Consider the following 21,818-nt stretch of genomic DNA (forward strand, 5'->3'; position numbering starts at 1 on the left):
GATTGACACAGGTTTGGTATCATCCCTTATCCAAGCGTTGTGCCAACTTATATATCATTGATTATCAATAATTTAAATCATACTACTCAATACAAAAGTGTCCAGTTCTGGACAGTGATTCCGGTTGTGGTCAGGTTTTTAACCCTTTTTAGAAGCAGGATTTTCAGGATGGATGAGATGAACAGGATTATGAAAGATAAATAATTAAAAATTTAAGAGATGGTGCTAAAGGCGCTGGCGCGAGTCTCCAGACTCGTGCCTACGGGTGGCGGGTAGTCTCCTGACTACCCTCGCTGCAACGCAGCGAAACCGGGACGGCTTTTCTTTCCTGCTAACAGCCTGCAAAATGTTCAGCTATACAAGCAAAGGGTCAAGCCGTTGGCTTGAAGCAAGTCAGAGACTTGCTCTCATCTTTAGGCACGAGTCTGGAGACTCGCGCCAGAATCTTTTTACTTCCAATATCTTTTTACTTTTTAATCATGTCCATCTCACTACCCCTGAAAATCCTGCTCAAAGGAACCGCCCCGTTTCGGGCCTGTTTTCTGGAAAGCAGGCCCGAAACGGGGCGGGTTAAGAAAGCGAAAAGAGATTACTTCAACTTGAAGATATCGTCTTTCAGGTTTTTGTTGATTTCCACGCTGTTCACGGTAGAAGAAATCACCTGGTTGCCGATGTGCAAGTCAATCTGGTGCGGGAACTTGATGCCGTTTACTTCGCGGTAGTCTTTGATGTCGGTGGTTTGGCTGGCGGTTCCTACGGCAGTTTGCTCAGTGGCTACCTCGCGGATTTTCAGGCCGGTTTCCTTGTCAAAGTAGTGGTAAGACTTTTTACCGCTGGGTAAGGTCAGTTCCAGTTTGTACGCCTCACGACCCTCTACTTTCTCCATCTGGTTAAGCGCTAGTTTCACACCTAGTTGGTCGTAGTTCAGGAAGCTGAACATCCAGTTTTCCAGTTTCTGGTCCTGCAGTTCAGCGCCGGTCAACTCTTTGATCTGTCCCTGGCTGTTGATGCTACCTTTAGGACCGTTGATGGTTACGCGGTTGATTTCATTCGCACCAAACGTAATGGTCAGCAAAGACTTGTCTACGCCTTTCTGCTGCTGCAATACGGCCAACTGAGCACCCGGCACGTTCATGGTCCGCTTGATGGTGAGGTCTTTCACCTTCTCCAGATTGGCTTTTCCGCCCAGCGCGTTCATGTACGCGGCCAATACGGTCTGCACGTTCACGCCGGCAGGCAAGGACATCAGCGGCGCATCGGTTTTCTCCCCAAAGGCGTTGTAATAGCCAATCGGCTGATTTGAGTTGAAGCGCTTCAGCTTATCGGCAATCTCGCGGGCGTTACCCACGGCAATCAGGTACGCTTTGGCTGGCTGCAGGTACTGCTGGGCCACACGTTGGATGTCGGCGGGCGTTACAGCGGCTACGTTCTTCAGGTAGTTGGCGTAGTAATCTTTGGGCAGGTTGTAACGCGCGGTGTTCACGGCGAACATGGCCACGGTCAAGGGATTCTCCAGAGAACGGGCGAAGGAACCGGTTACCATGTTCTTCACTTTCTGCAGTTCCTCAGCGGGTACCGGCTCTTTGCGCAAACGGTCCATCTCGTAGATGATCTGGGTGAAGGCGCTGTCAGTTACGTTGTTCCGCACGCTGGCATACGCGGCAAACCGACCAGATAAACGATCCGTTGAAAGCGAAGAGTTAGAGCCGTAGGTATAGGCATGCTTCTCGCGCAGGTTAGCATCCAGGCGGGCAAAAGAACCGCCCAGGATGTTGTTCATCAAGCTGGCAGCAATAGCGTCTGGGCTGCCGGGCTTCAGGTCCACGGCGTACGTCACAGAGATGTTAGACTGCACTGAGTTTGGCCGGTCTACGATGGCCACCTGCGTACCGGCCAAAGGAGCCGGAGCCGGATAAGTAGCCTGTTTCACCTCGGCTTTCTTCCACTTCCCAAAGTACTCTTTCACCAGTTTTTTGGCTTCTTTTGGCGTAATGTCGCCCACAATGGCCAGATACCCAATGTTTGGTTTATAGTACGTGTTATAGTATTGCTGCACATCGGGCAGGGTGATGTTCTCAATGGTTTTCTCAGTGAGCACCTCTCCGTACGGATGATTCTTGCCATACAGCAAGGCCTGCTGCACGTTAGCTTCAATAGTAGCCGGATCGTCTTTGGAAGACGCCAGGTTAGACGCCATCTGCTTCTTGAACTTATCCAGCTCTTCCTGCTTGAACTGCGGATTTAATACTACATCAGAAGCCAATTCCAACAGCTTAGGGAAATGCTTCTTCAAGCCGGAGGCCGAGAACCCAGAAGAAGAAGTGTTCAGGGAAGCACCAATAAAGTCAATCTGCTCGTCTAATTGATCTTTGCTGCGGGTCTTGGTGCCGGTGCGCATCATGTACCCGGCGGCCCCGGTTAAACCGGCTTTCTCGCCTTCCAACACGGGGGTTCGGTCCAGCACCAGGCTCATGGCTACGGTAGGCAGTTTGTGGTTCTCCACCACGTACACCTTCAGGCCATTAGACAGCTCAAAGAACTCATACTTACCCAGTTCAATGGTAGGCGCCGGGCCCGCAGGCGGAGGCGTTTGTTTGGTGGTCTGCGCCGCACTGCCAAATGAGACAGCCAGCGACAAGAAGAAAATTGAAATATATTTTTTCATGGAATTCAGTCAATAAGAAAAAGGAACCAAGGCTTATCTGGCTTGCGCGGCTTTAGGCAAATAGTGCAACACGGCGCGGTTCTCTTTGGTTAGGTACTTTTTGGCTACCCGCATCAGGTCATCTTTGGTCACGGCCAGGATCTTGTCCAGCTCGGTGTTGATGAGGTTGGTATTGCCGTACAGCGCGTGGTAAGAAGCCAGTTTTTCGGTGCGGCCTTCCAGCGTGGCCAGACCGTTGATGTAATCAGTCTCCATCTGGTTGCGCAGTTTCTGGAACTCCTGATCGGTGATGGTCTCGTTTTTCACGCGCTCAATCTCGGCATCCATGGCCCGCTCCAGGTCATGCACATCCACGCCCATGTTGGCAATAGCCAGGTTGATGAACAAGCCAGGATCTTCCATGGACAACGGAATAGAAGCCACGGTTACGGCTTTCTGCTGCTTGTCTACCAAAGCTTTGTTCAGGCGGGAGCTCTGCCCACCGGCCAGCAAGGTAGTAAGCATGTTGATGGCGTAAGAATCCTCGGTGCCTTGCGCCGGAATGTGGTAGGCCTGAATCACGGCCGGTAACTGAATGTTGTCAAATACCACTTTACGGGCTTCTTCTACCTGTGCAGGCTCTTCCACGGTTGGACGCGGAATAGCACCGGTTCCCTTCGGGATATTGGCAAAATACTGCTCCACCCATTGCTTGGTCTGGTTAACATCCAGGTCCCCGGCAATGGTCAAGGTAGCGTTGTTGGGCACATAGAAGGTCTTGTAGAACTGCATGAACTCAGGCAGAGACGCTTTGTCTATGTACTGTGCCGAGCCAATGGGCACCCAACGGTACGGATGCACTGAGTACGCCGTAGCAAAGGTATTCTCCAGCAACGAGCCGTAGGGCTGGTTATCAATGCGCTGCTTTTTCTCTTCCTTTACCACCTGGCGCTGCGTTTCTACACCCTGCTGGTCAATCTTGGCGGCCCGCATGCGGTCGGCTTCCATCCAGAGGCCCAGGGCCAGTTGGTTTGACGGCAGAATCTGGTAGTAGTAAGTGCGGTCAAAAGAGGTGTTGGCGTTTACGGCCCCGCCGGCACTCTGGATCATGTTAATGTACTTGCCGCGCTGTACGTTCTCTGAGCCTTCAAACATTAAATGCTCAAAAAAATGCGCGAAACCCGTACGGTCTGCGTTCTCGTTCTTGGAGCCCACGTGGTACATCATGGTCACGGCCACGGTAGGCGTGGTTTTGTCCTGGTGCAGAATCACGTGCAACCCGTTGGGCAGGTCGTACTCCGTGAACTCAATTTTATTGCTTTGCGCGTTCGCCAACAGGCTGGCACCCAGCAATAGGATACTTAACAATTTTCGTTTCATTCAAAAAGCGTTAAAAATAAAAAGGGTCGTTTGTTAGGTCTGGAGCGTTTTTTGGTTGTTTTCCGTAAAACGTCCTTAAAATTAAGTCAATTTTTCTTAATACTGTTCCATCCGGTTGACAGCCTTGCAGATAGTCTATATTTTTTCTTGCTGATTAAACCTCAGGCAGCCAAAAAGCTCTAATCCATAAACCCCATAAGTAAACCTATTAGTATGAGAATCCTGAAAAACCTTACCAAAGTAGCCTTCCTGTTTGTGGCCTTGTTGGCAGGCACCTCTACCTTCGCTCAGCAAACCCAAAGACCGCAAGGAGCCAGGCTCACCACCGAAGAACGTGCCCTGAGACAACTGGAGCGCTACCAAAGCCAACTGAATTTAACCCCAGACCAAGCTACTAAAATCAAAGCCATTGTGCTGGTGTCTGCGCAGGAGATGGACAAACAGCGGGCTGCCGGCAGTCGCCCTGACCGTGCCGCTATGCAAGCTGAGGCGCAGAAACGTGCCCAGGAAATCAACGCTCTCCTGACTCCTGCCCAGCAAGAGAAATTCGCCCAGATTCTGGCCGAACAACTGGAGGGAAGACAAAGCCAAGGCCAGCGGGGCCCTCGTCAAAGTGGTCAGCGCCGTACTCCCGGTGATTTATAATATTTGCGCTATTAAGAACAGGAAAGCCGGAGAAGTACTCCGGCTTTTTTTGTGCCTTTTATAGAATGTTCTGTAGAAACAAGGCACTGACTTGCCCCCACGCCTGCAGATAGACACATTCCCTCCATCCTGCCCCTTGCCATTGCCTGGAGAAGAAACTATCTTTCAAACAGTTTCCACACCTTGCCTGCTCCTCTATGAAATGGGTCCGCGCCATTCTTGCCACACTGCTGACGCTTGCACTGGTTTATGCTTTGAACCGAACCTTCGGGATTGTACCGGCCCTAGGCCCATTCCTGAGCCCCTACGAAGGCTTCTGGCGCAGCGGCTCTGATGATGATTTCACTTCTGAGGAATTAACCTTAGCCGGTCTGAAGGCTCCGGTGCAGGTCCGGTTCGATTCTTTGCGGGTGCCGCACATCTTCGCGCAGAACGACCATGACCTGTACTTCGCCCAAGGATACTTAACCGCCAAAGACCGGCTGTGGCAGATGGAGTTCATGACCCACGCGGCCGCGGGCCGATTGTCTGAGCTCATTGGAGAACAAACCCTGGAGATGGACCGCTACCAGCGCCGGATAGGCATGGTGGCTTCGGCCAGAAAATCGCTGGAGAAGATGCAGGCCGACCCGCAGAGTAAAGCCGTGATGGACGCCTATACCGCCGGGGTGAATGCCTACATAGATCAACTCTCGCCACGCGACTACCCCTTTGAATACAAGCTGTTGCATTACGCCCCGGAGCCCTGGACTACCTTAAAGATTGCGCTGCTGCTTAAGATGCTGGCCCAGGACATGACCGGCTACTCAGATGACCTGCGCATGACCAATACCCTGCGCAAGTACGGTCCCGCCGTGGTGAAAGACCTTTTCCCCAATTACCCCTTCCGCGAAGAGCCTATTGTACCGGCGGGCACGCCCACCAACTTTACCCCGCTGCCCATTCCGCCTTCGCCCGCTGAGTTTATGGCCGGGATGGCTTCCCATACCCTGGAGCGTCAGAAGCCCGAGAACCTGGGCAGCAACAACTGGGCTATTACGGGTGCCCGCACTGCCAACGGTTATCCGCTGCTGGCCTCAGATCCGCACCTGAACCTCAGTCTGCCTTCCATCTGGCACGTGGTGCAGTTGCATGCGCCGGGCATCAACACGTACGGCGTCATTATTCCGGGCGCGCCGGGCGTGGGCATCGGGTTCAATGAGCGTATTGCCTGGGGCATGACCAACGTGGGCGCCGATGTTCTGGATTGGTACGAAATCAGATTTAAAGACCAGAAACGGCAGGAGTACTGGCATGACAACCAATGGAAGCCCGTTCGCCGCGTGGTAGAGAAAATCAACGTAAAAGGCGGCGAAACCCTTCTTGACACGGTGCTGTACACGCACCACGGACCGGTAGCCTATCTGCCCAACGAAGAACCTTTACGTAGCGGCAACACGCCTACCGGCCATGCCCTGCGCTGGACCGCTCATGATACCCAAAACGAGTTAAAAACCCTTATTCTGGTAAACCGGGCCGCCAATTACCAGGATTTCAGGAAAGCGCTCACCACCTGGGCGGCCCCTGCCTTTAACTTCGTCTTCGCCGATGCCCGGAACATTGCCATTGTCTCCAACGGACTGTTCCCGCTGAAATGGCAGGAGCAAGGCAAGTTCCTGCTGGACGGCTCCAACCCCGCCCACGACTGGCACGGCTGGATTCCCATGGACCAGGTGCCGCAGGTGCTCAATCCGCAACGTGGTTTTGTGAGTTCTGCCAACCAGACGCCGGTCAGCCCCAAAGATTACCCGTATTACCTGGGCTCCAGTTTTGCCGGGTATGAGCGCAGTGCCCGCATTAACCAGCGGCTAGCTGCCATGACCCAGGCTACGCCAGATTCTTTCAGGCTGATGCAGATGGACAACTACAGCTTTGTGCCCAGGAATGTGCTGCCCACCATGCTGAAGTTACTAGACCAGCCGGCACTCTCAGAGAAGCAGCAGAAAGTCTATCAAACTTTGGCTTCCTGGAACTACCAGTTTGATGCCGATAAAATACCGCCTTCGCTCTTTGAGGAATGGTGGCAACGGCTGGCCCACGCCATCTGGGTAGATGATTTCCCGCAGGACAAATTCAAAGCTCCCACCCGTGACCGACTGGTGCAGATGATTCTGGCAGAACCCAATGCCCGCTGGTACGATGATGTGACCACCCCGCAGAAAGAAACGCTGCCCCAGCTGGTCAATCGCACCTTCAAACAGATAGCCGACAGTCTGGGCACCGAGGGCGATCAACTGAAATGGGGCACCGCCAAGAACTCCAACATCCGGCACATGGCGCAGCTTCCGGGCTTCGGGGAGAAGCTGTTCTCCGGCGGAAGCGCTAACTCCATCAATGCCCTTAACGGCAGCCACGGACCTTCCTGGCGCATGGTAGTACAGATGGGTCCGCAGGTACAGGCCTGGGGCGTGTACCCCGGCGGCCAAAGCGGCAACCCCGGCAGCCGGTTCTATGACAACCTGCTCAACGACTGGCAAAGCGGGAAACTGCACCAGTTGCTGTTCCTGCGCTCGGCCGCGGACAGGCCAGCTACTACTTCGGTTCAATGGACTTTAAAGCAACACTAAGCCTATGCTCTTCCTCTTTATTCTTCTCCTCAGTTTGTTGGCGCAATTTTTCCTGCCGTGGTGGAGCATTGCGGTAGTCTGTTTTGGGGCAGCTTTCTTGAAAGCCCGCTACGGTGGGCAGGCGTTCCTGGCGGGCTTCGGGGCCATAGCCGTGACTTGGCTGGGAGCAGCGCTGTTCTGGCACGTGGTCACCGATGGTCTTTTAAGCACCCGCGTAGCGGCTATGCTTACCATCAACTCGCCGTGGTTGTTGATGGCGGCCACGGCTTTGGTGGGCGGCGTGGTGGGTGGGCTAAGTGCCTTATCCGGTTTCTATGTGCGCCGGGCCGTCGTATAGTTTAACCCTTTTTTCCTGAAAACGGCCTTTAAACCGTTTCTTGACACACCAGCCCATGGAAATTCAGCCACATACTTTTACGCCGCAGCACCCGCTCCTGAAAAAGCATGTGTCTTACTTCTATTTTCTAAAGACTGATTCCCCCACTTTTGAGACGCAGTACTATGCTTTCCCCAGCACCAACACGGTATTGAACATCCACCGGCAGGTGGCCTGTGACATTCAACGTTACTATACCAGGGTGTATGAAGACCCCAGCAATCCATATCTGGCCATCTTGCAGGGCATGCGGGAATTACCGCTACGGGCGCACCTGCAGGGCAGGCTAGACAAGGTCACCATTATCTTCTCGCCCTTGGGCCTCAATCAGTTTCTGGGGGTGCCGTTTCTGCAAGTTGGTCCCAAAGACTCACAAATCTTCACCGCCTGGAACCACCTGCCGCACTACCATGCCTTTCTGCAAAACTTCTACGCTACCCAGGACAATCACACCCGGGCGCAGTTGCTGGAAGATTTCCTGCTGAGTCTCTACACCCCACTACCCGAGCAGGAACTGCTGGAAAAAACCCTTGCGCTCTTAGCTGATTTTGAGCTGGAGCGCTCCATAGAGGAAATCTCCCGACACGTAGGTGTAACTACCCGCACCTTGCACCGAACGTTCAAGAAGCACGTGGGCATCTCGCCGGTAGGGTACCGCAAGATTGCCCGTTTCCGGCATTCCCTGCACAACAAACTGGTGGTCTCTCACTTTAAGAAACTCACCGAGGTAGGCTACGCGAGTAATTTCTACGACCAGGCGTATTTCAACAAAATCTACAAGCAGCTCACCGGCTCCAACCCTACGGCCTTCTTTAACGCCATTGCCCCGCTGGCCAATGACCGCCTGATTTTCCAGTTTCTGAAAGACGAGGCTGTCTGAAAAATACAAGCATTCCTGGCTTGTTCTAATTTGCTTTGTGGCATTTTTTACCGGCTTCCTATGAAACAGCTTAGAATCCTCCTCCTTTTCCTGCTGCCTCTCATCTCCTGGGCACAAGACAACCCGCAGCCTTACCGGTTATCCTCCCAGTTGCAGACACAACTGGCCCAGGACACGCTTCCCTGGAAACACCAGAAAGCCGCCTGGGACTTTTCTTTCATGGGCGATTACTTCAAGGCCCTAGCAACCTGGGATGCCCAATATCCCACCAAGAACCGCAAAGTCACTGCTCAGGACAGCGCCACCTTAGCCGCCTACGCTCCTAAAAGCGCTAAGGAATATCTTCTTGCCCAGGCGGCAAAAGAGCAGTTCCTCATCCTCAATGAAGCGCACCACAACCCACGGCACCGGGTGTTCACGCAATCCCTGCTGGCAGACTTGTACCGGCAGGGCTACCGTTATCTGGCCCTGGAAGCGCTGGACCAGGCAGATAGCCTGATCAACCAACGCGGGTACCCTATCCTCAAGAGCGGGTATTACACCAGGGAACCGCAGTTCGGGAATCTGCTCAGGGAAGCCATCCGGCTTGGTTATACCGTTTTTGGGTATGACACCACGAGCAACGGGAAAGCGCGCGAAATTGCCCAGGCCCGCCACATCCAACGGGTGCTTCAGAAGGACCCTCAAGCCAAAATGATCATCCACTGCGGCTTTGACCACCTCAACGAAGGCCCGTCTGAGTCCTGGGGAAAAGCCATGGCGGGTAGATTGAAGGAACTCACCGGAATTGATCCGTTTACCGTTGATCAGGAAGCCTACACCGAGGCCAGCGCCGCCCGCTTTGATGCCCCATTCTTTCAGCTGGCCCACCAACCGTACGCAGCCGTGTACCTGAGAAAAGACAACGGCCAGGTGTTTACCGGCGAGCGGAAACACCGTCAGGTAGATGTGGTAGTGGTGCACCCCAGAACCAAGCTGGTGAATGGCCGACCGGATTGGCTCTGGATGGACGGCCAAAGAAAGCCGTACAAAGTAGCCGCCCAGAAGATTACCGTTGCGTACCCCTGCCTGGCCCTGGCGTATAAAGCCGGTGAAAACGAGCAAGCCGTACCCGTAGATGTAGTAGAGTTCAAAAACGCCAAAGAAATCCTCCCCTTGGCTCTTCCCAAAGGAGCGTACCGCCTGGTACTCCGCGACGGTTCAGACAAAACGCAGGAACTGCAAATCAACCTGAAGTAGACTACCCGGTTTCTGTTTCAGGCTTGTTTCACAGGAAACGGGCTTAAAACAGGCCACCGGCACGCATGAAAGCAGAAAGAACCAGTTCTGGTCTTTGAATTCCCTCACAGACCCCTAACTTGCCGAGGCACCAACCGGCTTTCTTCGTCTTTTCTTGTTTTGGTTTTTCTTGCCGTTTTTCTCAGAATCCTTTCAAACCCGCTGGCCAATGTTTTCCAGAAGCAGCTCACGGGCGCAGGAAGCCATCCGCTGCTGGTTAATTTCAACTCCTACCTGCTGCTAAGTTTCTTCTGCCTGATTCCGGCGGTTGGCATCAATTGGCAAGAATTGACGGTGGAGTTCTGGCTTTACTCGGTAGCGGTGGGTATGCTGGGTGCTTTGGGGAACGGCTTTCTGGTGCGGGCGCTGCAGTCAGGTGATCTGTCGGTGCTGGGGCCTATTAATGCCTATAAATCGGTGATTGGGGTATTGGCGGGCATGGTGCTGCTGCGGGAGTTTCCCCCTGCCTGGGGCGTGGCCGGTATTGGGCTCATTGTGGCGGGCAGCTACTTCGTGCTGGATACCAATCAGGAGAAATTCTCGTGGGGTATGCTGAAGCAATCGGGAATTCAGTTCCGTCTCTGGGCCATGGTGTTGGCCGCTATTGAAGCGGTCTTCATCAAGAAAACCATTTTATTCTCTTCGCCGGGCATCTCGTTCATCAGCTGGTGCTGGTTTGGGGCACTTTTTTCGGCGTGCATTACCTTTGTGTACCCAGCAAACCGACAGCTTTTTCGCGGAGAGCTGGTGCCCGTCAAAATCAGGAAGTACCTGTTCCTGGTGCTCTGCATTGGCGTGATGCAGTTCACCACCAATTTCGCCTTTGAGCACATGCCGGTGGGCTACGCGCTGTCGCTGTTCCAACTCTCCACCTTGATAAGCATTCTGCTGGGCTACCGTTTCTTCCAGGAGACCAACATTCTCAAGAAAACCGTGGGCGCCTTGATCATGGTGGCCGGTTCGGTGCTCATTATACTGTTCAAGTAAACTTGAACAAGTCCTGAGTTCTGAGTCTTGAGTTCTGAGTTGTTTTTTGATAGATTCACTTACTCCTCGTCCTGCTTGCTGTTTCTGTCCTGTTTCCCTAAAACCAGCCCCAAAACACCTGTTCCCACCAACTCAGGACTCAGAACTCAAGACTCAGAACTATTTCAGATTTTTGAAAAAAATCTGAAATCCGCTGTAATGATCTTTCACCTCGGTCGTCTCTGTTATTGAATGGACTTACAAGAGTTTAAAATCAAGGTACTCCCGGCCAAGCAGAAGCTGTACAGAATGGCGCTTTTCCTGTTGCAGAACAAGGAGGAGGCCGAGGATATCTTGCAGGATGTTTTCCTGAAACTCTGGTCTAACAAACACAAGTTGCACGCTTACGCCAGTGTAGAGGCGTTTGCCATGAGCATCACCAAGAACCTGTGCCTGGACAAGCTGAAAGGCCGCAAAAACAAGCACATGGTAGACGTGGTGGACCTGGAACTAGGTTCCGGAGAGGTGAACCCCTACCAGCGCTACGAGCTTTCTGACCAGGTGAACAAGGTACAGGAACTCCTTAAACTCTTACCCGAACAGCAGCGCCTGATTCTACACCTGCGCGATGTGGAAGGCTATGACTACCCCGAGATTGAGCAGATCACGGGCATCAACGTCAACGCCATTAGGGTGGCGCTGTCCCGGGCCCGCAAAAGTGTACGCGACGGACTTTTAAAGATGGAAAACTATGCAGTTTGAGCAGATAGAAACCTTACTGGAGAAGTACTACAACGGCGAGACGTCTTTGGAAGAAGAAACCCAACTACAGGCGTTCTTCCGGCACACCAAGCTTCTGCCCGACAGCCTGAAGCCCCACGCCGTGCAGTTTCAGTTCTACGCCCAGGAACAGGACGTGCAGGTAGACAAATTCCTGTCGGATGACTGGCTGTTTGAGAAGATCGAGAACCCAACGCTTTCAGCGGACCGGGTAGCCGAGAAGCCGAAGAGCACTAGTTTCTTCCAGACGTACTCCTGGCAGATCGCCGCCAGCATTAGTTTGCTCATCATCGCGTTTTGGGCGGGCAATTACTTCAGGCAATCAACAGAGATACCTACCGGAAGCCCTGAGGTGGTAGCCCTGAAACAGGACCAAATTCCGGAAAACAGGCCAGAAACGGAAACTGCTGCGCCGGCAGAAAACAGCGCCTCGGTCCCCCTGGAATCTGTTGCGGCAACTGAACCAGCGCCATCAGAGCATAGAACAGCGCGCTTTACCTCCTCCAAACCCAGACAAGTGAAGCAGGTGCTGGCCTCCAGCGCATCAGGGGCAAGAGCCTCGGCGAGCGACCGGCTCCAGCTGGTCACCCAAGGCCTCCAGACCGAAGGACTCACAGAGGCTGAGAGCAAGAAGATCATCAAACTGCTGGTGAAAACCATGAACCAGGACGGCAACCTGAACGTGCGCCTGGCCGCCTGTGAGGCCCTCTATCAGTTCAAAGACCACAAAGAAGTCAGGAAAGCGTTTATCCATGCCCTGGGCACCCAAACAGATCCGCTCATGCAGCTTACGCTGATTGAGATTGTGGTGAAACTAAAAGAGGCCACCGCGGTGCCAAAGCTGCAGCAACTAATGCACAATGAAGACTTACTACCTATTGTAAAGTACAAAGCACAAGAGGGCCTAGGAACCCTAATCTAGTCACGCATAACCTTCTATTTCCATGAAAACATCATTTATACTGGCATGGGCCACCCTCATGCTTACCGGAAACTGCCTTGCCATAGAACCCGCAACTGCCGCCCCGGGCCAACAGGTCCGCGCCAGGCAGCAGCCTGCCCCTTCCTTGCCGCAAGACTCCGCCAGGCAGGGCGCACTGCGCACCTATAAAACCAAGCTGGGCAACGGCAAAGACAAGCAAGTGCAGCTAAGGCTGTCAAACAGCAACGTGCAGATTGTGGGGCACAACGGTGACGAGGTAATCATTGAGAACCGGGACTACACGGCTCCGCCCAAACGCGCCGAAGGCCTGAAGCCGCTCTACCACCAGGCCGAAGATAACACCAGCCTGGGCTTAGCGGTTAGCAAGAACAACAACACGCTGTCTATCACCCAGGCGGCGCGCAATGGGGGAAGGTACGTGATCAAGGTGCCCAGAAACGTATCGGTGGTGTTCAGAGAAACGAGCTGGGAAGGCGGAAGCCTGTCCATCTCAGACGTAAACGGCGAGATAGAATTAAAGCTGAACAACACAGAGGCCACCTTAACCAACGTGTCGGGGCCCGTGGTGGCCAACAACACCAACGGCTCCATTAAGGTGATTTTCTCCTCGCTGGAACAGAGTAAACCCAGCGCCATCTCTACCGTGAGCGGTGACATTGACATTACCCTGCCGGCCAAAGACAAAGCCAACTTCAAACTCCGGTCCATGCAGGGAGAAATCTACACCGACTTTGACATGGCCGTGAAACGGGACAATCAGAACGAGGAGTTGGCCCTGCTGGGCGGCGGCGGCGACATTGCCGGCAAAGTGAACGGCGGGGGCGTGGAAATAAGCGTGCAGTCCATCACCAGCGACATATTTATCCGGAAAAAGAAATAATCGCCCACCTCTTTTAAAGCACTCATCTTATGAAAAAGTTATTAGTGGTAGCCCTGCTGCTGTGGGGTATAGGGAACCTCCATGCCCAGAAAAAAACGGTAGAGAAAACGCTGGCCGTGCCCGCCTCCAAAAAAGTGAGCCTGAACCTGAAGTTCGGGAACGAGGTAAAGGTAACCGCCTGGGACAAAAAAGACGCCTACGTGAAGGTGACGTATGAGATCAACGGCGGCAAGCTCAACCAGGCGCTCCTGCTCCACTTCGCGCCGGGCAAAGACCAATTAAAGGTCACCGCCGACCTGGACCATGCGCTGCTCAAGAACAGCAACGTGGAAGGCGACTGCCCCGATGGCCAGGGCCGCACCTTCGCCAATTACAAGAACGGCAAAGTGAGCAATGGCGCCTGCACCCGCATTGACTACGAGGTCTTCCTGCCCCGCAACACCCATCTCACCCTGGAAACCATCAACGGCGACGTGGAACTGCGCGGCTTCACCGGCCCCATCCATGCCAAATCCATCAGCGGCTTTGTAGACATGGACTGGCCCAGCCAGCAAGGCGCCGCCGTTTCCCTCAAAACCATTACCGGCGAAATTTTCTCAGACGTGGCCATCCACTACCCCGAAAAACCGCGGGAATCGCCCATGATTGGTTCTGCCGTCAGCGGCAAAGTGAAAGAAGGCGGCTCGGCCATCAACCTGGAATCCATCAGCAACAACATCTACTTCCGCAAGAAGAAATAGCGTTTAGGGGCTGCTTCCCGGAAAACGGCCCCTAAACACAAGCCCCCCTCCAGGTTCGCATGATTCATTTTTGCTGATTACTCCTGCGTCAATCTTCTGTGGTTGCCCCTGGCGCTGGTGGGACGCAGTTGGGGTTGTTGGTGACAACACCAACAACGGCGCTGTAGTAGCTGAACTATAAGAGACCAGACTGTTCCCCATTTGAAGTAGGGTAAGGGCATGACACCACCGCGGAGTAATCAGCCTAACGTCCAAGAAATAGGTCTACCACATCAGGTAGAGGCATGACACTGCTGCTAACTATCCGGCCTACATGAACAAGCAATAGATCTGCCACATCAGGCAAGGACGTGCTACAAAGTAACCAGACGGGGGCATCAATGGCAACGGCCCAAACAACCCTCGCTCGCCTCTGGCGAGTGTGCGTCATCGGGCGGCGTCTCGCCGCTGGGAGCGTTGCCCCGAAACTTCGCCTGGCGCTACACCAATTTCTTAACGAAAAAGTAGCTCTGTGAGAAGAAAGTCAGCGGGACACTAGACCTGAACAACCCGCACTCAGGATTAGACTTGACTATACATTTGGACAACTGGATGCGCGCAAAACACCCGCCAGAAAAAAGCCATCCAGAACGATACTGCCAGGCAGGACGAAGGCACCTAAGACCAGGTTTGTTTGTGAATGGACAGCGCACGGTTCCGCTCTAGGGCCGTGCGTTTGTTTTTAAGCCGATTTCCAGAAAACAGGCCCAAAACGGCCGCGATGCCTGCACCATCTGCCGCTTTTCAACTCTGTCCTCTCCTGAGTAGCGATTTCCGTCTGTTTTCTGGAAATTCGCCCCGAAACGAACTCCACATCCCTCATGCGCTACGCTCTCACCAACGGCACCATCTATTCTGGCTACACCACCGCCCAAGGCTACGCGGTCTTGTTTGAAAACGGGAAGATCCTGGACCTGGTCCAAACCGATGAAATTCCCGAAGGCACTACCGTGCTGGACGCCAACGGCGGCATCATCTGCCCCGGCTTTGTGGATTTGCAGGTGAACGGCGGCGGCGGCGTGTACTTCACCCAATATCCCACGCTGGAAAGCCTGAACACCATTAGGGATGCGCACTTGCAGTTCGGGACCACCAGCTTTCTGCCCACGGTGATCTCGGCATTTCAAGACAAGATTCTGGAAACCATCTCCGCCGTTCGGGAAGCCATGCAGCAATCGCCTAGCACTTTCTTGGGCATGCACCTGGAGGGACCGTATTTCAACCCGGGGAAAGCTGGGGCCCATGACCCGGCCTGCATCCGGGAAGCCACGCACCAGGAACTGGACGTGCTGCTGGAGGCAGGCAAAGACGTGATTACCTATCTCACCCTGGCGCCCGAGTGCGTAGAAGAAAGCAACCTGAAACGGCTGGCCGAAACCGGCATCGTGCTCTCCGCCGGACACAGCCTGGCCACCTATGACCAAGCCCTGCACTTTTTCCAGAACGGCATCACGGCCATCACGCACCTCTACAACGCCATGAGCGGATTGGACACCAAACAGCCCGGCCTGGCCGCCGCCGCGCTGGATTACGGCCAGGCCTGGACCGGCATCATTGTAGACGGCGAACACTGCCACCCTTACGCTGTGCGCCTGGCCAAAAAGATGCTGGGCCAAAAACTGCTGCTCATCTCAGACTGCGCCGCCTGCGTGGGCTCAGACATCCCGTTCACTGATTTTGGCAACTTCAAAGCCTACTACCGCAACGGCCGCTGCGAAACCGAAGATGGTCGCCTGGCGGGTTCTGCCCTGACCATGCTGCAAGCCGTACAAAACACCGTGCACCTGGTAGGCCTGGAACTGGACGAAGCCATCCGGATGGCGACGCTGTACCCGGCGCAGGTCCTCAAACGGGAAGACAAAGTAGGCCAATTGGTTCCCGGGGCCGCGGCCAATCTGGTGGTGCTGGACCAGGAGTTGCAACTGCAACAGGTGTGGGTAGACGGGGCCGAGGTGCCCCTGACGCAGAAATAAGCAACAGCGAATCGGGCCCGTTTTCCAGAAAACAGGCCCCATTCACTGTTCTAGCCAACGAGTTCTTTGGCGCGCGTGGCTACAGGCCACTGGCAGCGGGTTTGGCCCCCGCTGCGGCCCAAACCCGCTGTCGCTAGAAACTTTCCAACTTTTTCCTGAAGATCAGCGAATACCCTCGTAAAGAGGTTTGCGCCTGTTTTCCCGAATGCGGCCCAGAAACCGGTCATCTGTTTTGGGTTGGTACGCATAAAACCGCAGGCTCTTGCTTCGTTTCCAACTACTACCTTACACCATGAAGATCATCACCATTACCGTTAACCCTGCCATTGACAAGAGCACCCGGGTAGAAGCTGTGGCCCCAGAAAAGAAGCTGCGCTGCGCAAAACCGGTGTTTGAGCCCGGCGGCGGAGGCATCAACGTGTCAAGAGCCATCAAAAAGCTGGGCGGCGAGTCCTGCGCCTGGTTCCTGTCGGGCGGGCCCACTGGGGAGAAACTGGGCGAGTTGCTGAAGGCCGAAGGCGTGTCGTTCAGGCAGTTCAGGTGCCAGGAGCCCACCCGCGAGAACCTGGTGGTGTTTGAGGAATCTTCCCGGCAGGAATACCGCTTCGGCATGCCCGGCCCCCAGATCACCGAACCCGAGTGGCGGCAATTGTTGCAGGCCCTGGAGGAGTTGGAGGAAACCCCTGAGTTTGTGATTGCCAGCGGCAGCAACCCGCCGGGTGTACCCAGCGACTTTTACGCCCAGATTGCCGAAATTGCCCTGAAAAAAGGGTTCAAGCTGATTGTAGACACCTCGGGCGAGGCCCTGCTCAAAGCTGCTGGCAAAGGCATTTACCTGCTCAAGCCCAACCTGAACGAGCTAACCGCGCTGGCCAACAAGGAAGTTATCTCGGCCCAGGAGCAGGAAGACCTGGCCACCCAGGTGCTGCGAGAGGGCAAAAGCCAGGTGTTGGTAGTTTCCCTGGGGCCCAGGGGCGCCATGCTGGCCTCCCCGGAGGGCTTTGACTACGTAGTGCCGCCCACGGTGAAACAGGAAAGCGCCGTAGGAGCCGGCGACAGCATGGTAGGGGCCATGGTCCTGAAACTGCAGGAAGGCTGGCCGCTCCCAGACGTGGTACGCTACGGCGTAGCCGCCGGCACCGCCGCCACCATGACACCTGGCTCAGAACTCTGCCGCAAACCCGATGTAGAAAGCATATACCAGTGGCTCAAAGCTCGTAGCTAACCACTGGCTCCGCAGCCGTGTTTTAGGGCTGGTTTCCTCAAAACAGCCCTAAAACGTGGTTCCTTGGGAATTAGACAAAACCATATTCAGAATACGTGCGGACACGAGCGGGACGCTCGCGCCAGCGGATCGGCATTTTTATATTTTCCCTAAGGAATTAGTGGTTCACGGCAGTTACAAACTGCCCCCCATGGTAGGTCCAAGTCACAGACTTGAACCATGTATACCTATTTTGAAAGGCTGGCATGAGGAAGTGAGTACGCTTGCTAAGCAGACCTATTCCAGTCTTTCGCTTGAGCGCCTAGCGCTCGACCCGGTGCCGCGCATGCGGCAGGCCTGAGGGCCAGGCGAGAGAGCACAGCGCGAAGGCGGAAGACGGGGCCTCGCGGCCGTGAGCGCACGGAGGGAAACTATGTAAAGAGCCGCCCACAAATCCATAGACAAGCGGAAACTACGCCAGCGAAAGCAAACAAATCTATTATTCCATAGAAAAGTAGTTCTTTGCCAGCAGCAGCTAAACTATAACGACCGATCAAAACTTAGACAAACGGCTCAACCGCCAGCATCACCAACCATTGGCTGCCACTACGTCATAATCCACAAGAAGCTACGCCAGCAACAACAAGAAAGAACTTACCTCTTTCCTTCCTTCACCACCTCCATTTGCACGGGCACTACCCCGCTGCTTACCATGTCCAGCTTGCGGGCCGCCGATTTAGACAGGTCCAGGATACGACCGCCGGTGAAGGGACCTCTATCGGTAATGCGCACCTTCACAGAGCGGCCATTCCGGGGGTTGGTGACTTTCACTTTGGTGCCGAAGGCCAGCTTTTTGTGGGCTGCGGTGCGCTTACCAGGGCGGTAAGGCTGTCCGTTGGCCATTTTGCGGCCCCGGAGTTTGTCTGAGTAGTAAGAGGCCTTGCCCTTTTCGGCGTAGCCGCGCTCCCCAAAAGACGGTGCGCTGGAGGTACACTGGGTATGCGCGAATGAGAGTACTACAAGGCAAAGAAGTTCCCAGCGGAACAGAACAAAACGTTTACGCATAACTAAAAAAGTGAAGCAGGGCCTGGGCCAAAAGCGGCCATTCTACCTGCTCCAGAGGGTGTTTGATACTGGGTAATACTTGGAATTGCCCGTGGGGCAGGTGCCGGTAGGCCGCCAGTGATTCTTCTACGGAAACCATCTGGTCTTTGTCGCCCACGGCGATGCGCACGGGTACCGCAATCTGCTTTAGTTCCTGGGCGCCCAGCACCGGCTGCTCGCCTAACTGGCGCATGAGGTCTGCCGTGCGGCGCACCACCTCGGTCCAGTCTTGCGGCGCGTGGCGCTCCTGCAGCATTTGCGCAAAAGCGGGCACTTTCTGAGCAATGACCTGGGGCTGGAGCCGGGCGGCCTCGGCCTGGGCGGTAGCGGGCGTCCAGTCAAACTTGGTGGCCAGGGTAAACACTTTTGAAAACTTACCCGGTTGCTGGCGGGCCGCCTCCAGGGCAATGTAGCCGCCCATGCTGTACCCGAAGACCTGCACCGAGGGGAGCTTTCGTTCCGCCAACCATTCCAGAAGCTGGGCAACATACCCCTGGATAGAGAACGGACCCGCTGGCAGGGCCGCACCGCCGTGTCCGGCCAGGTTGAACGAGTACACTGGCCAGTCGGCCGGAAGCAGGGGCAACAGCGGCTCAAACTGGTTTTTGGCGCCTAGCGCCCCGTGTAACAGCAGCAATGGTTCCATACGGTAAGGTAGGTTTCTTTTGCTTTCTTCCCAAATACACCGTTTTAGGCCCGTTCTCTGGAAAACAGCCCCAAAACAGCCTGCTCAGGTTACCAGCGGGCCTTGTCGTGCGTGCGTCTGGTTTTCTCAACCTGCTGGCAAGCGCCACGCCCGCCTGGGCAAGGGTACTTACGCTAGCCTCTTCAGGAAATGGAAGCCTTTGATGACAAATCCTTCGCGCAGGTAAAACTTATGGGCGGCATGGTTCACCACGTAGGCATCCAGCATCATGGTCTCACACTGATGCTTCTGGGCTTCCTGGGTGAGCCAGTCCAGCAGGAGTTTCCCGATGCCTCTGGACCGGCACTGCTCGTCTACCACAAAATTGTCTACCTCCAGGTACTTGCCGCTGTACAGCTTGGTGGCCACCCAGTACCCCGACAGCCCCAGGCAAGTGGCTCCGTCAAACACGCCCACCATTTTATAGTTAAGGGGCAGCATCTGCCGGATGAGGGTCTCATAGCGCGCCACTTCCATGGTAGGGTTCAGGTACTGAATGAGGGGAAACTGCTGCAGCATCTCCGCCTCCTCTGTGATCTCTCTAATTTGGAGTGAGTTGTTCATGGGTTCTTCCAATCTGCCACAAAGGTAGCCACTTCACCAGGGTTCTGAAATAATTACTAAGGAAATGTTAAATAATCAGGGCTTTTAAGGCACAACGTTAATTATCTGTTAATTAACATTTCACATCTAGTTTTCAGGCTATTAGCATTTTATATTTGATTCAAATAACAACAATTAACGCTTGCAATTACAACCGCAAAACCCATAAACACCACCACGCACTAGTACAAGTACCAACATATAAATAACATCATCTAACACCTTCAGTCCACCAACCACACCTTACATCTTAAAAAAACATGAAAGCGTTCTACCAAAAACTTATTTTTTTATTAAGTACCATGGGGGAATACAGCCTTTTAGGTGTCCGGTTTTATGAATTAAGTGTGCGACAATGAACATCACACAGAAGGCAAAACCTTATATACAGCCTAAAATCAACGATTTTCAAAAGTGGCACATGGCTTGCAATCTATAAACCAGAACAATTGACACCCCAAAAACAACTGAAACCAACCGGCCTGTGAGTCATGACAAGCACCTTTTAAAAAGATTTAAAAAAAATTTTCACCCTCAAGCAACCTTCATTTAAATTCTGCATCTATTAAAATGAAAGCACTTCAGAAAAGAATAACAATTTAAAAATAGCAGGCAACTTGTCTGACACGGACCTCCTTTTGCCTCATTTAATTAGAGGTGTTTACAGCCAATTACTCTTAATAAATAAAGATTATTTCTCCATTTGAAAACATTTAAAATAACAAAATCATGAAAAGAGCATTATTAATTTTCGCCTTAGTTTGTGTTCAAGTATTAACCGCTTTTGCCCAAGGCCCAACCAGCCGGGTAAATTCTGAGAAGGTAAAAATGTATCGTCAGCCAGGTTTGGGCGGTGAGGTAATGCGCCTCCTTAACCCTGAAGATGAAATTATTGTCATGCGCAAGCAGAACCATGAGTGGACCCTGGTACAAATTGACGGAGAGGCCGGCTATGTGCTTACGTCTTACCTAAAAGCCAAAAAGGCCAAAAAAGCCACTGCTGCCAAAAACATTGACGCTACCAGCAAAAGCGCAAAACTGTAACCGGCCAACAGTATAACACTGGCCGCGTACAAAAGCAGAGGGCCCGCTCTTTCACAAGAGCGGGCCCTCTGCTTTTCAGCCTGCCTGGTTATTGCTTAGGCGTGTAGTTGTACAGCTCAATTGCCTCAGAAAGCTTGTCTTTTTTCACCAGCCGTATGATCTGGGGAATTAACGCAATACCGGCCCCCACCAACAGCAAAGGCGACACGCTGGGGCTGGAAGTCCCGCCCTTGAACTGCTGCTGAATACCGGCCAACATGAGACCCGCACCGGCAATGTACATCCCCGTCTGGATGTTCTGCCCGCGCTTGTAATCCTGCAGGCTTTCCAGGCTGCCCGGGTTATCTGACAGGGCGGCACGAAGGTTTTTGTAGGTTAAGGGCTCCAAGGGGCCGTTCTCCTTAGAGAAGTAGTAGACCCGGCGCTGGGTGGGGTACCCATACCCATAGCCGCCCATGCCGTAGCCGTAGCCACCGTACCCGCCCATGCCAATGCCAATTCCTGGCGCGTAGGAGCTGTAGTCGGTGCGGTACACAAAGTAGGTAGACACGCGCCCCACGCTCTCGCGCTGGGCAAAATCACTGAACCGGCGACCGGCATTTACGCGGGCAAAGTACCCCTCCTGGCTCTGGAAGCTCTTCACCGCCTCAGGAGCGTACCGCAAGGAATCATCCAACAGGAAGAAGTTCTGTTTGAAAACGGGGCTCTTGAACTGCAGCTTGCTCGCGTACACGCGCTCGCCGTTGTGCAGCTCTATAAAGTATGGCTGGCCCGAGGAGACATTTTGCTGGCCCCAGGCACCTTCTACCGCCATCCAGCAGAAGAAAGCCAGAAAGTATAACTTTTTCATCATAGCATCAAGAAAACGAAAAAACAGGATTTGTATGATAAAACTACCTAAAAAAAGCAGCGGCTTGTTCTGTAATTTTGAAAATGCACCACATAGGCGCAACAGCGGCCCGTAAACAAGAGTAAAAGAAAAGGAGAGAGGTCCTTTTTACCACTTAACTTGTTTTGACTATGGTAGTTGCAATTGTTATTTTATTAG

Annotated in this window: 19 protein-coding genes; 13 read left to right on the forward strand and 6 right to left on the reverse strand. The window is 53.7% G+C overall.

Features of this window, described 5'->3' with window-relative positions; genetic code table 11:
- Nucleotides 1–589: 589 nt before the first annotated feature.
- Nucleotides 590–2,665, reverse strand: a complete 2,076-nt coding sequence (locus JT718_RS15330; RefSeq protein WP_205503584.1) for an insulinase family protein — start codon at nucleotides 2,663–2,665, stop codon at nucleotides 590–592.
- A gap of 33 nt (nucleotides 2,666–2,698) precedes the next feature.
- The gene (locus tag JT718_RS15335) at nucleotides 2,699–4,024 is read right to left on the reverse strand and encodes a M16 family metallopeptidase (RefSeq protein WP_205503585.1); all 1,326 of its coding nucleotides are present in this window, start codon (nucleotides 4,022–4,024) and stop codon (nucleotides 2,699–2,701) included.
- Nucleotides 4,025–4,237: 213 nt separating this feature from the next.
- Here JT718_RS15335 and JT718_RS15340 point away from each other — a divergent pair, with 213 nt between their 5' ends.
- The 12 genes from JT718_RS15340 (at nucleotide 4,238) to JT718_RS15395 (ending at nucleotide 17,355) form a co-directional block, all read left to right on the forward strand.
- Nucleotides 4,238–4,669: a hypothetical protein gene (locus JT718_RS15340; RefSeq protein WP_205503586.1), complete on the forward strand. Its 432-nt coding sequence runs from the start codon at nucleotides 4,238–4,240 to the stop codon at nucleotides 4,667–4,669.
- 197 nt (nucleotides 4,670–4,866) lie between these two features.
- On the forward strand, nucleotides 4,867–7,275 hold the full coding sequence (locus JT718_RS15345) for a penicillin acylase family protein (protein ID WP_205503587.1): 2,409 nt from the start codon (nucleotides 4,867–4,869) through the stop codon (nucleotides 7,273–7,275).
- Nucleotides 7,276–7,279: 4 nt separating this feature from the next.
- A complete protein-coding gene (locus JT718_RS15350) occupies nucleotides 7,280–7,612 on the forward strand; it encodes a hypothetical protein (protein WP_205503588.1) in 333 nt (110 codons plus the stop codon).
- A 55-nt stretch (nucleotides 7,613–7,667) separates the two neighbouring features.
- Nucleotides 7,668–8,531 carry a helix-turn-helix domain-containing protein gene (locus tag JT718_RS15355; protein WP_205503589.1) on the forward strand — a complete coding sequence of 288 codons (864 nt, stop codon included), beginning with the start codon at nucleotides 7,668–7,670 and terminating at the stop codon, nucleotides 8,529–8,531.
- 60 nt (nucleotides 8,532–8,591) lie between these two features.
- On the forward strand, nucleotides 8,592–9,770 hold the full coding sequence (locus tag JT718_RS15360) for a hypothetical protein (RefSeq protein ID WP_205503590.1): 1,179 nt from the start codon (nucleotides 8,592–8,594) through the stop codon (nucleotides 9,768–9,770).
- A 159-nt stretch (nucleotides 9,771–9,929) separates the two neighbouring features.
- On the forward strand, nucleotides 9,930–10,796 hold the full coding sequence (locus JT718_RS15365; RefSeq protein ID WP_205503591.1) for an EamA family transporter: 867 nt from the start codon (nucleotides 9,930–9,932) through the stop codon (nucleotides 10,794–10,796).
- A gap of 231 nt (nucleotides 10,797–11,027) precedes the next feature.
- On the forward strand, nucleotides 11,028–11,537 hold the full coding sequence (locus JT718_RS15370) for a GFO_1088 family ECF-type sigma factor (protein ID WP_205503592.1): 510 nt from the start codon (nucleotides 11,028–11,030) through the stop codon (nucleotides 11,535–11,537).
- Complete coding sequence (locus tag JT718_RS15375) at nucleotides 11,527–12,477, forward strand: HEAT repeat domain-containing protein (RefSeq protein WP_205503593.1); 951 nt, start codon at nucleotides 11,527–11,529, stop codon at nucleotides 12,475–12,477. The genes JT718_RS15370 and JT718_RS15375 overlap by 11 nt, the downstream gene beginning before the upstream one ends.
- A gap of 22 nt (nucleotides 12,478–12,499) precedes the next feature.
- Nucleotides 12,500–13,378, forward strand: coding sequence for a DUF4097 family beta strand repeat-containing protein (locus JT718_RS15380; protein ID WP_240337120.1), 879 nt, complete (start codon nucleotides 12,500–12,502; stop codon nucleotides 13,376–13,378).
- 29 nt (nucleotides 13,379–13,407) lie between these two features.
- Nucleotides 13,408–14,118: a DUF4097 family beta strand repeat-containing protein gene (locus tag JT718_RS15385; protein WP_205503594.1), complete on the forward strand. Its 711-nt coding sequence runs from the start codon at nucleotides 13,408–13,410 to the stop codon at nucleotides 14,116–14,118.
- A gap of 860 nt (nucleotides 14,119–14,978) precedes the next feature.
- Complete coding sequence (nagA, locus tag JT718_RS15390; protein WP_205503595.1) at nucleotides 14,979–16,130, forward strand: N-acetylglucosamine-6-phosphate deacetylase; 1,152 nt, start codon at nucleotides 14,979–14,981, stop codon at nucleotides 16,128–16,130.
- Nucleotides 16,131–16,422: 292 nt separating this feature from the next.
- Complete coding sequence (locus JT718_RS15395) at nucleotides 16,423–17,355, forward strand: 1-phosphofructokinase family hexose kinase (RefSeq protein WP_205503596.1); 933 nt, start codon at nucleotides 16,423–16,425, stop codon at nucleotides 17,353–17,355.
- A gap of 633 nt (nucleotides 17,356–17,988) precedes the next feature.
- Here the strand turns inward: JT718_RS15395 and JT718_RS15400 are convergent.
- The 3 genes from JT718_RS15400 to JT718_RS15410 form a co-directional block, all read right to left on the reverse strand.
- Nucleotides 17,989–18,399 (reverse strand): septal ring lytic transglycosylase RlpA family protein, encoded by a 411-nt coding sequence (locus JT718_RS15400; RefSeq protein WP_205503597.1) that lies wholly within the window; start codon nucleotides 18,397–18,399, stop codon nucleotides 17,989–17,991.
- On the reverse strand, nucleotides 18,392–19,084 hold the full coding sequence (locus JT718_RS15405) for an alpha/beta fold hydrolase (protein ID WP_205503598.1): 693 nt from the start codon (nucleotides 19,082–19,084) through the stop codon (nucleotides 18,392–18,394). Before JT718_RS15405 ends, JT718_RS15400 begins: the two co-directional genes overlap by 8 nt.
- Nucleotides 19,085–19,252: 168 nt before the next feature.
- Nucleotides 19,253–19,687 carry a GNAT family N-acetyltransferase gene (locus tag JT718_RS15410; RefSeq protein WP_205503599.1) on the reverse strand — a complete coding sequence of 145 codons (435 nt, stop codon included), beginning with the start codon at nucleotides 19,685–19,687 and terminating at the stop codon, nucleotides 19,253–19,255.
- An 867-nt stretch (nucleotides 19,688–20,554) separates the two neighbouring features.
- Here JT718_RS15410 and JT718_RS15415 point away from each other — a divergent pair.
- Nucleotides 20,555–20,770, forward strand: a complete 216-nt coding sequence (locus JT718_RS15415; protein ID WP_205503600.1) for an SH3 domain-containing protein — start codon at nucleotides 20,555–20,557, stop codon at nucleotides 20,768–20,770.
- Between the two features lie 88 nt (nucleotides 20,771–20,858).
- On the opposite strand, the gene JT718_RS15420 is transcribed toward JT718_RS15415, so the two are convergent.
- Nucleotides 20,859–21,623: a hypothetical protein gene (locus tag JT718_RS15420; RefSeq protein WP_205503601.1), complete on the reverse strand. Its 765-nt coding sequence runs from the start codon at nucleotides 21,621–21,623 to the stop codon at nucleotides 20,859–20,861.
- Nucleotides 21,624–21,818: the final 195 nt, after the last annotated feature.

Origin of the sequence: Rufibacter psychrotolerans (assembly GCF_016924645.1) — a bacterium.
GTDB classification, from domain to species: domain Bacteria; phylum Bacteroidota; class Bacteroidia; order Cytophagales; family Hymenobacteraceae; genus Nibribacter; species Nibribacter psychrotolerans.

What these genes read in the sequence shown, in the direction of transcription:
- JT718_RS15380 (WP_240337120.1), top strand. Translation starts at nt 12,500, where the DNA reads ATGAAAACATCATTTATACTGGCATGGGCCACCCTCATGCTTACCGGA.
- JT718_RS15400 (WP_205503597.1), bottom strand. Translation starts at nt 18,399, where the DNA reads ATGCGTAAACGTTTTGTTCTGTTCCGCTGGGAACTTCTTTGCCTTGTA.
- JT718_RS15375 (WP_205503593.1), top strand. Translation starts at nt 11,527, where the DNA reads ATGCAGTTTGAGCAGATAGAAACCTTACTGGAGAAGTACTACAACGGC.
- JT718_RS15405 (WP_205503598.1), bottom strand. Translation starts at nt 19,084, where the DNA reads ATGGAACCATTGCTGCTGTTACACGGGGCGCTAGGCGCCAAAAACCAG.
- JT718_RS15340 (WP_205503586.1), top strand. Translation starts at nt 4,238, where the DNA reads ATGAGAATCCTGAAAAACCTTACCAAAGTAGCCTTCCTGTTTGTGGCC.
- JT718_RS15385 (WP_205503594.1), top strand. Translation starts at nt 13,408, where the DNA reads ATGAAAAAGTTATTAGTGGTAGCCCTGCTGCTGTGGGGTATAGGGAAC.
- JT718_RS15420 (WP_205503601.1), bottom strand. Translation starts at nt 21,623, where the DNA reads ATGATGAAAAAGTTATACTTTCTGGCTTTCTTCTGCTGGATGGCGGTA.
- JT718_RS15415 (WP_205503600.1), top strand. Translation starts at nt 20,555, where the DNA reads ATGTATCGTCAGCCAGGTTTGGGCGGTGAGGTAATGCGCCTCCTTAAC.
- JT718_RS15335 (WP_205503585.1), bottom strand. Translation starts at nt 4,024, where the DNA reads ATGAAACGAAAATTGTTAAGTATCCTATTGCTGGGTGCCAGCCTGTTG.
- JT718_RS15360 (WP_205503590.1), top strand. Translation starts at nt 8,592, where the DNA reads ATGAAACAGCTTAGAATCCTCCTCCTTTTCCTGCTGCCTCTCATCTCC.
- JT718_RS15350 (WP_205503588.1), top strand. Translation starts at nt 7,280, where the DNA reads ATGCTCTTCCTCTTTATTCTTCTCCTCAGTTTGTTGGCGCAATTTTTC.
- nagA (WP_205503595.1), top strand. Translation starts at nt 14,979, where the DNA reads ATGCGCTACGCTCTCACCAACGGCACCATCTATTCTGGCTACACCACC.
- JT718_RS15410 (WP_205503599.1), bottom strand. Translation starts at nt 19,687, where the DNA reads ATGAACAACTCACTCCAAATTAGAGAGATCACAGAGGAGGCGGAGATG.
- JT718_RS15330 (WP_205503584.1), bottom strand. Translation starts at nt 2,665, where the DNA reads ATGAAAAAATATATTTCAATTTTCTTCTTGTCGCTGGCTGTCTCATTT.
- JT718_RS15395 (WP_205503596.1), top strand. Translation starts at nt 16,423, where the DNA reads ATGAAGATCATCACCATTACCGTTAACCCTGCCATTGACAAGAGCACC.
- JT718_RS15345 (WP_205503587.1), top strand. Translation starts at nt 4,867, where the DNA reads ATGAAATGGGTCCGCGCCATTCTTGCCACACTGCTGACGCTTGCACTG.
- JT718_RS15370 (WP_205503592.1), top strand. Translation starts at nt 11,028, where the DNA reads ATGGACTTACAAGAGTTTAAAATCAAGGTACTCCCGGCCAAGCAGAAG.
- JT718_RS15355 (WP_205503589.1), top strand. Translation starts at nt 7,668, where the DNA reads ATGGAAATTCAGCCACATACTTTTACGCCGCAGCACCCGCTCCTGAAA.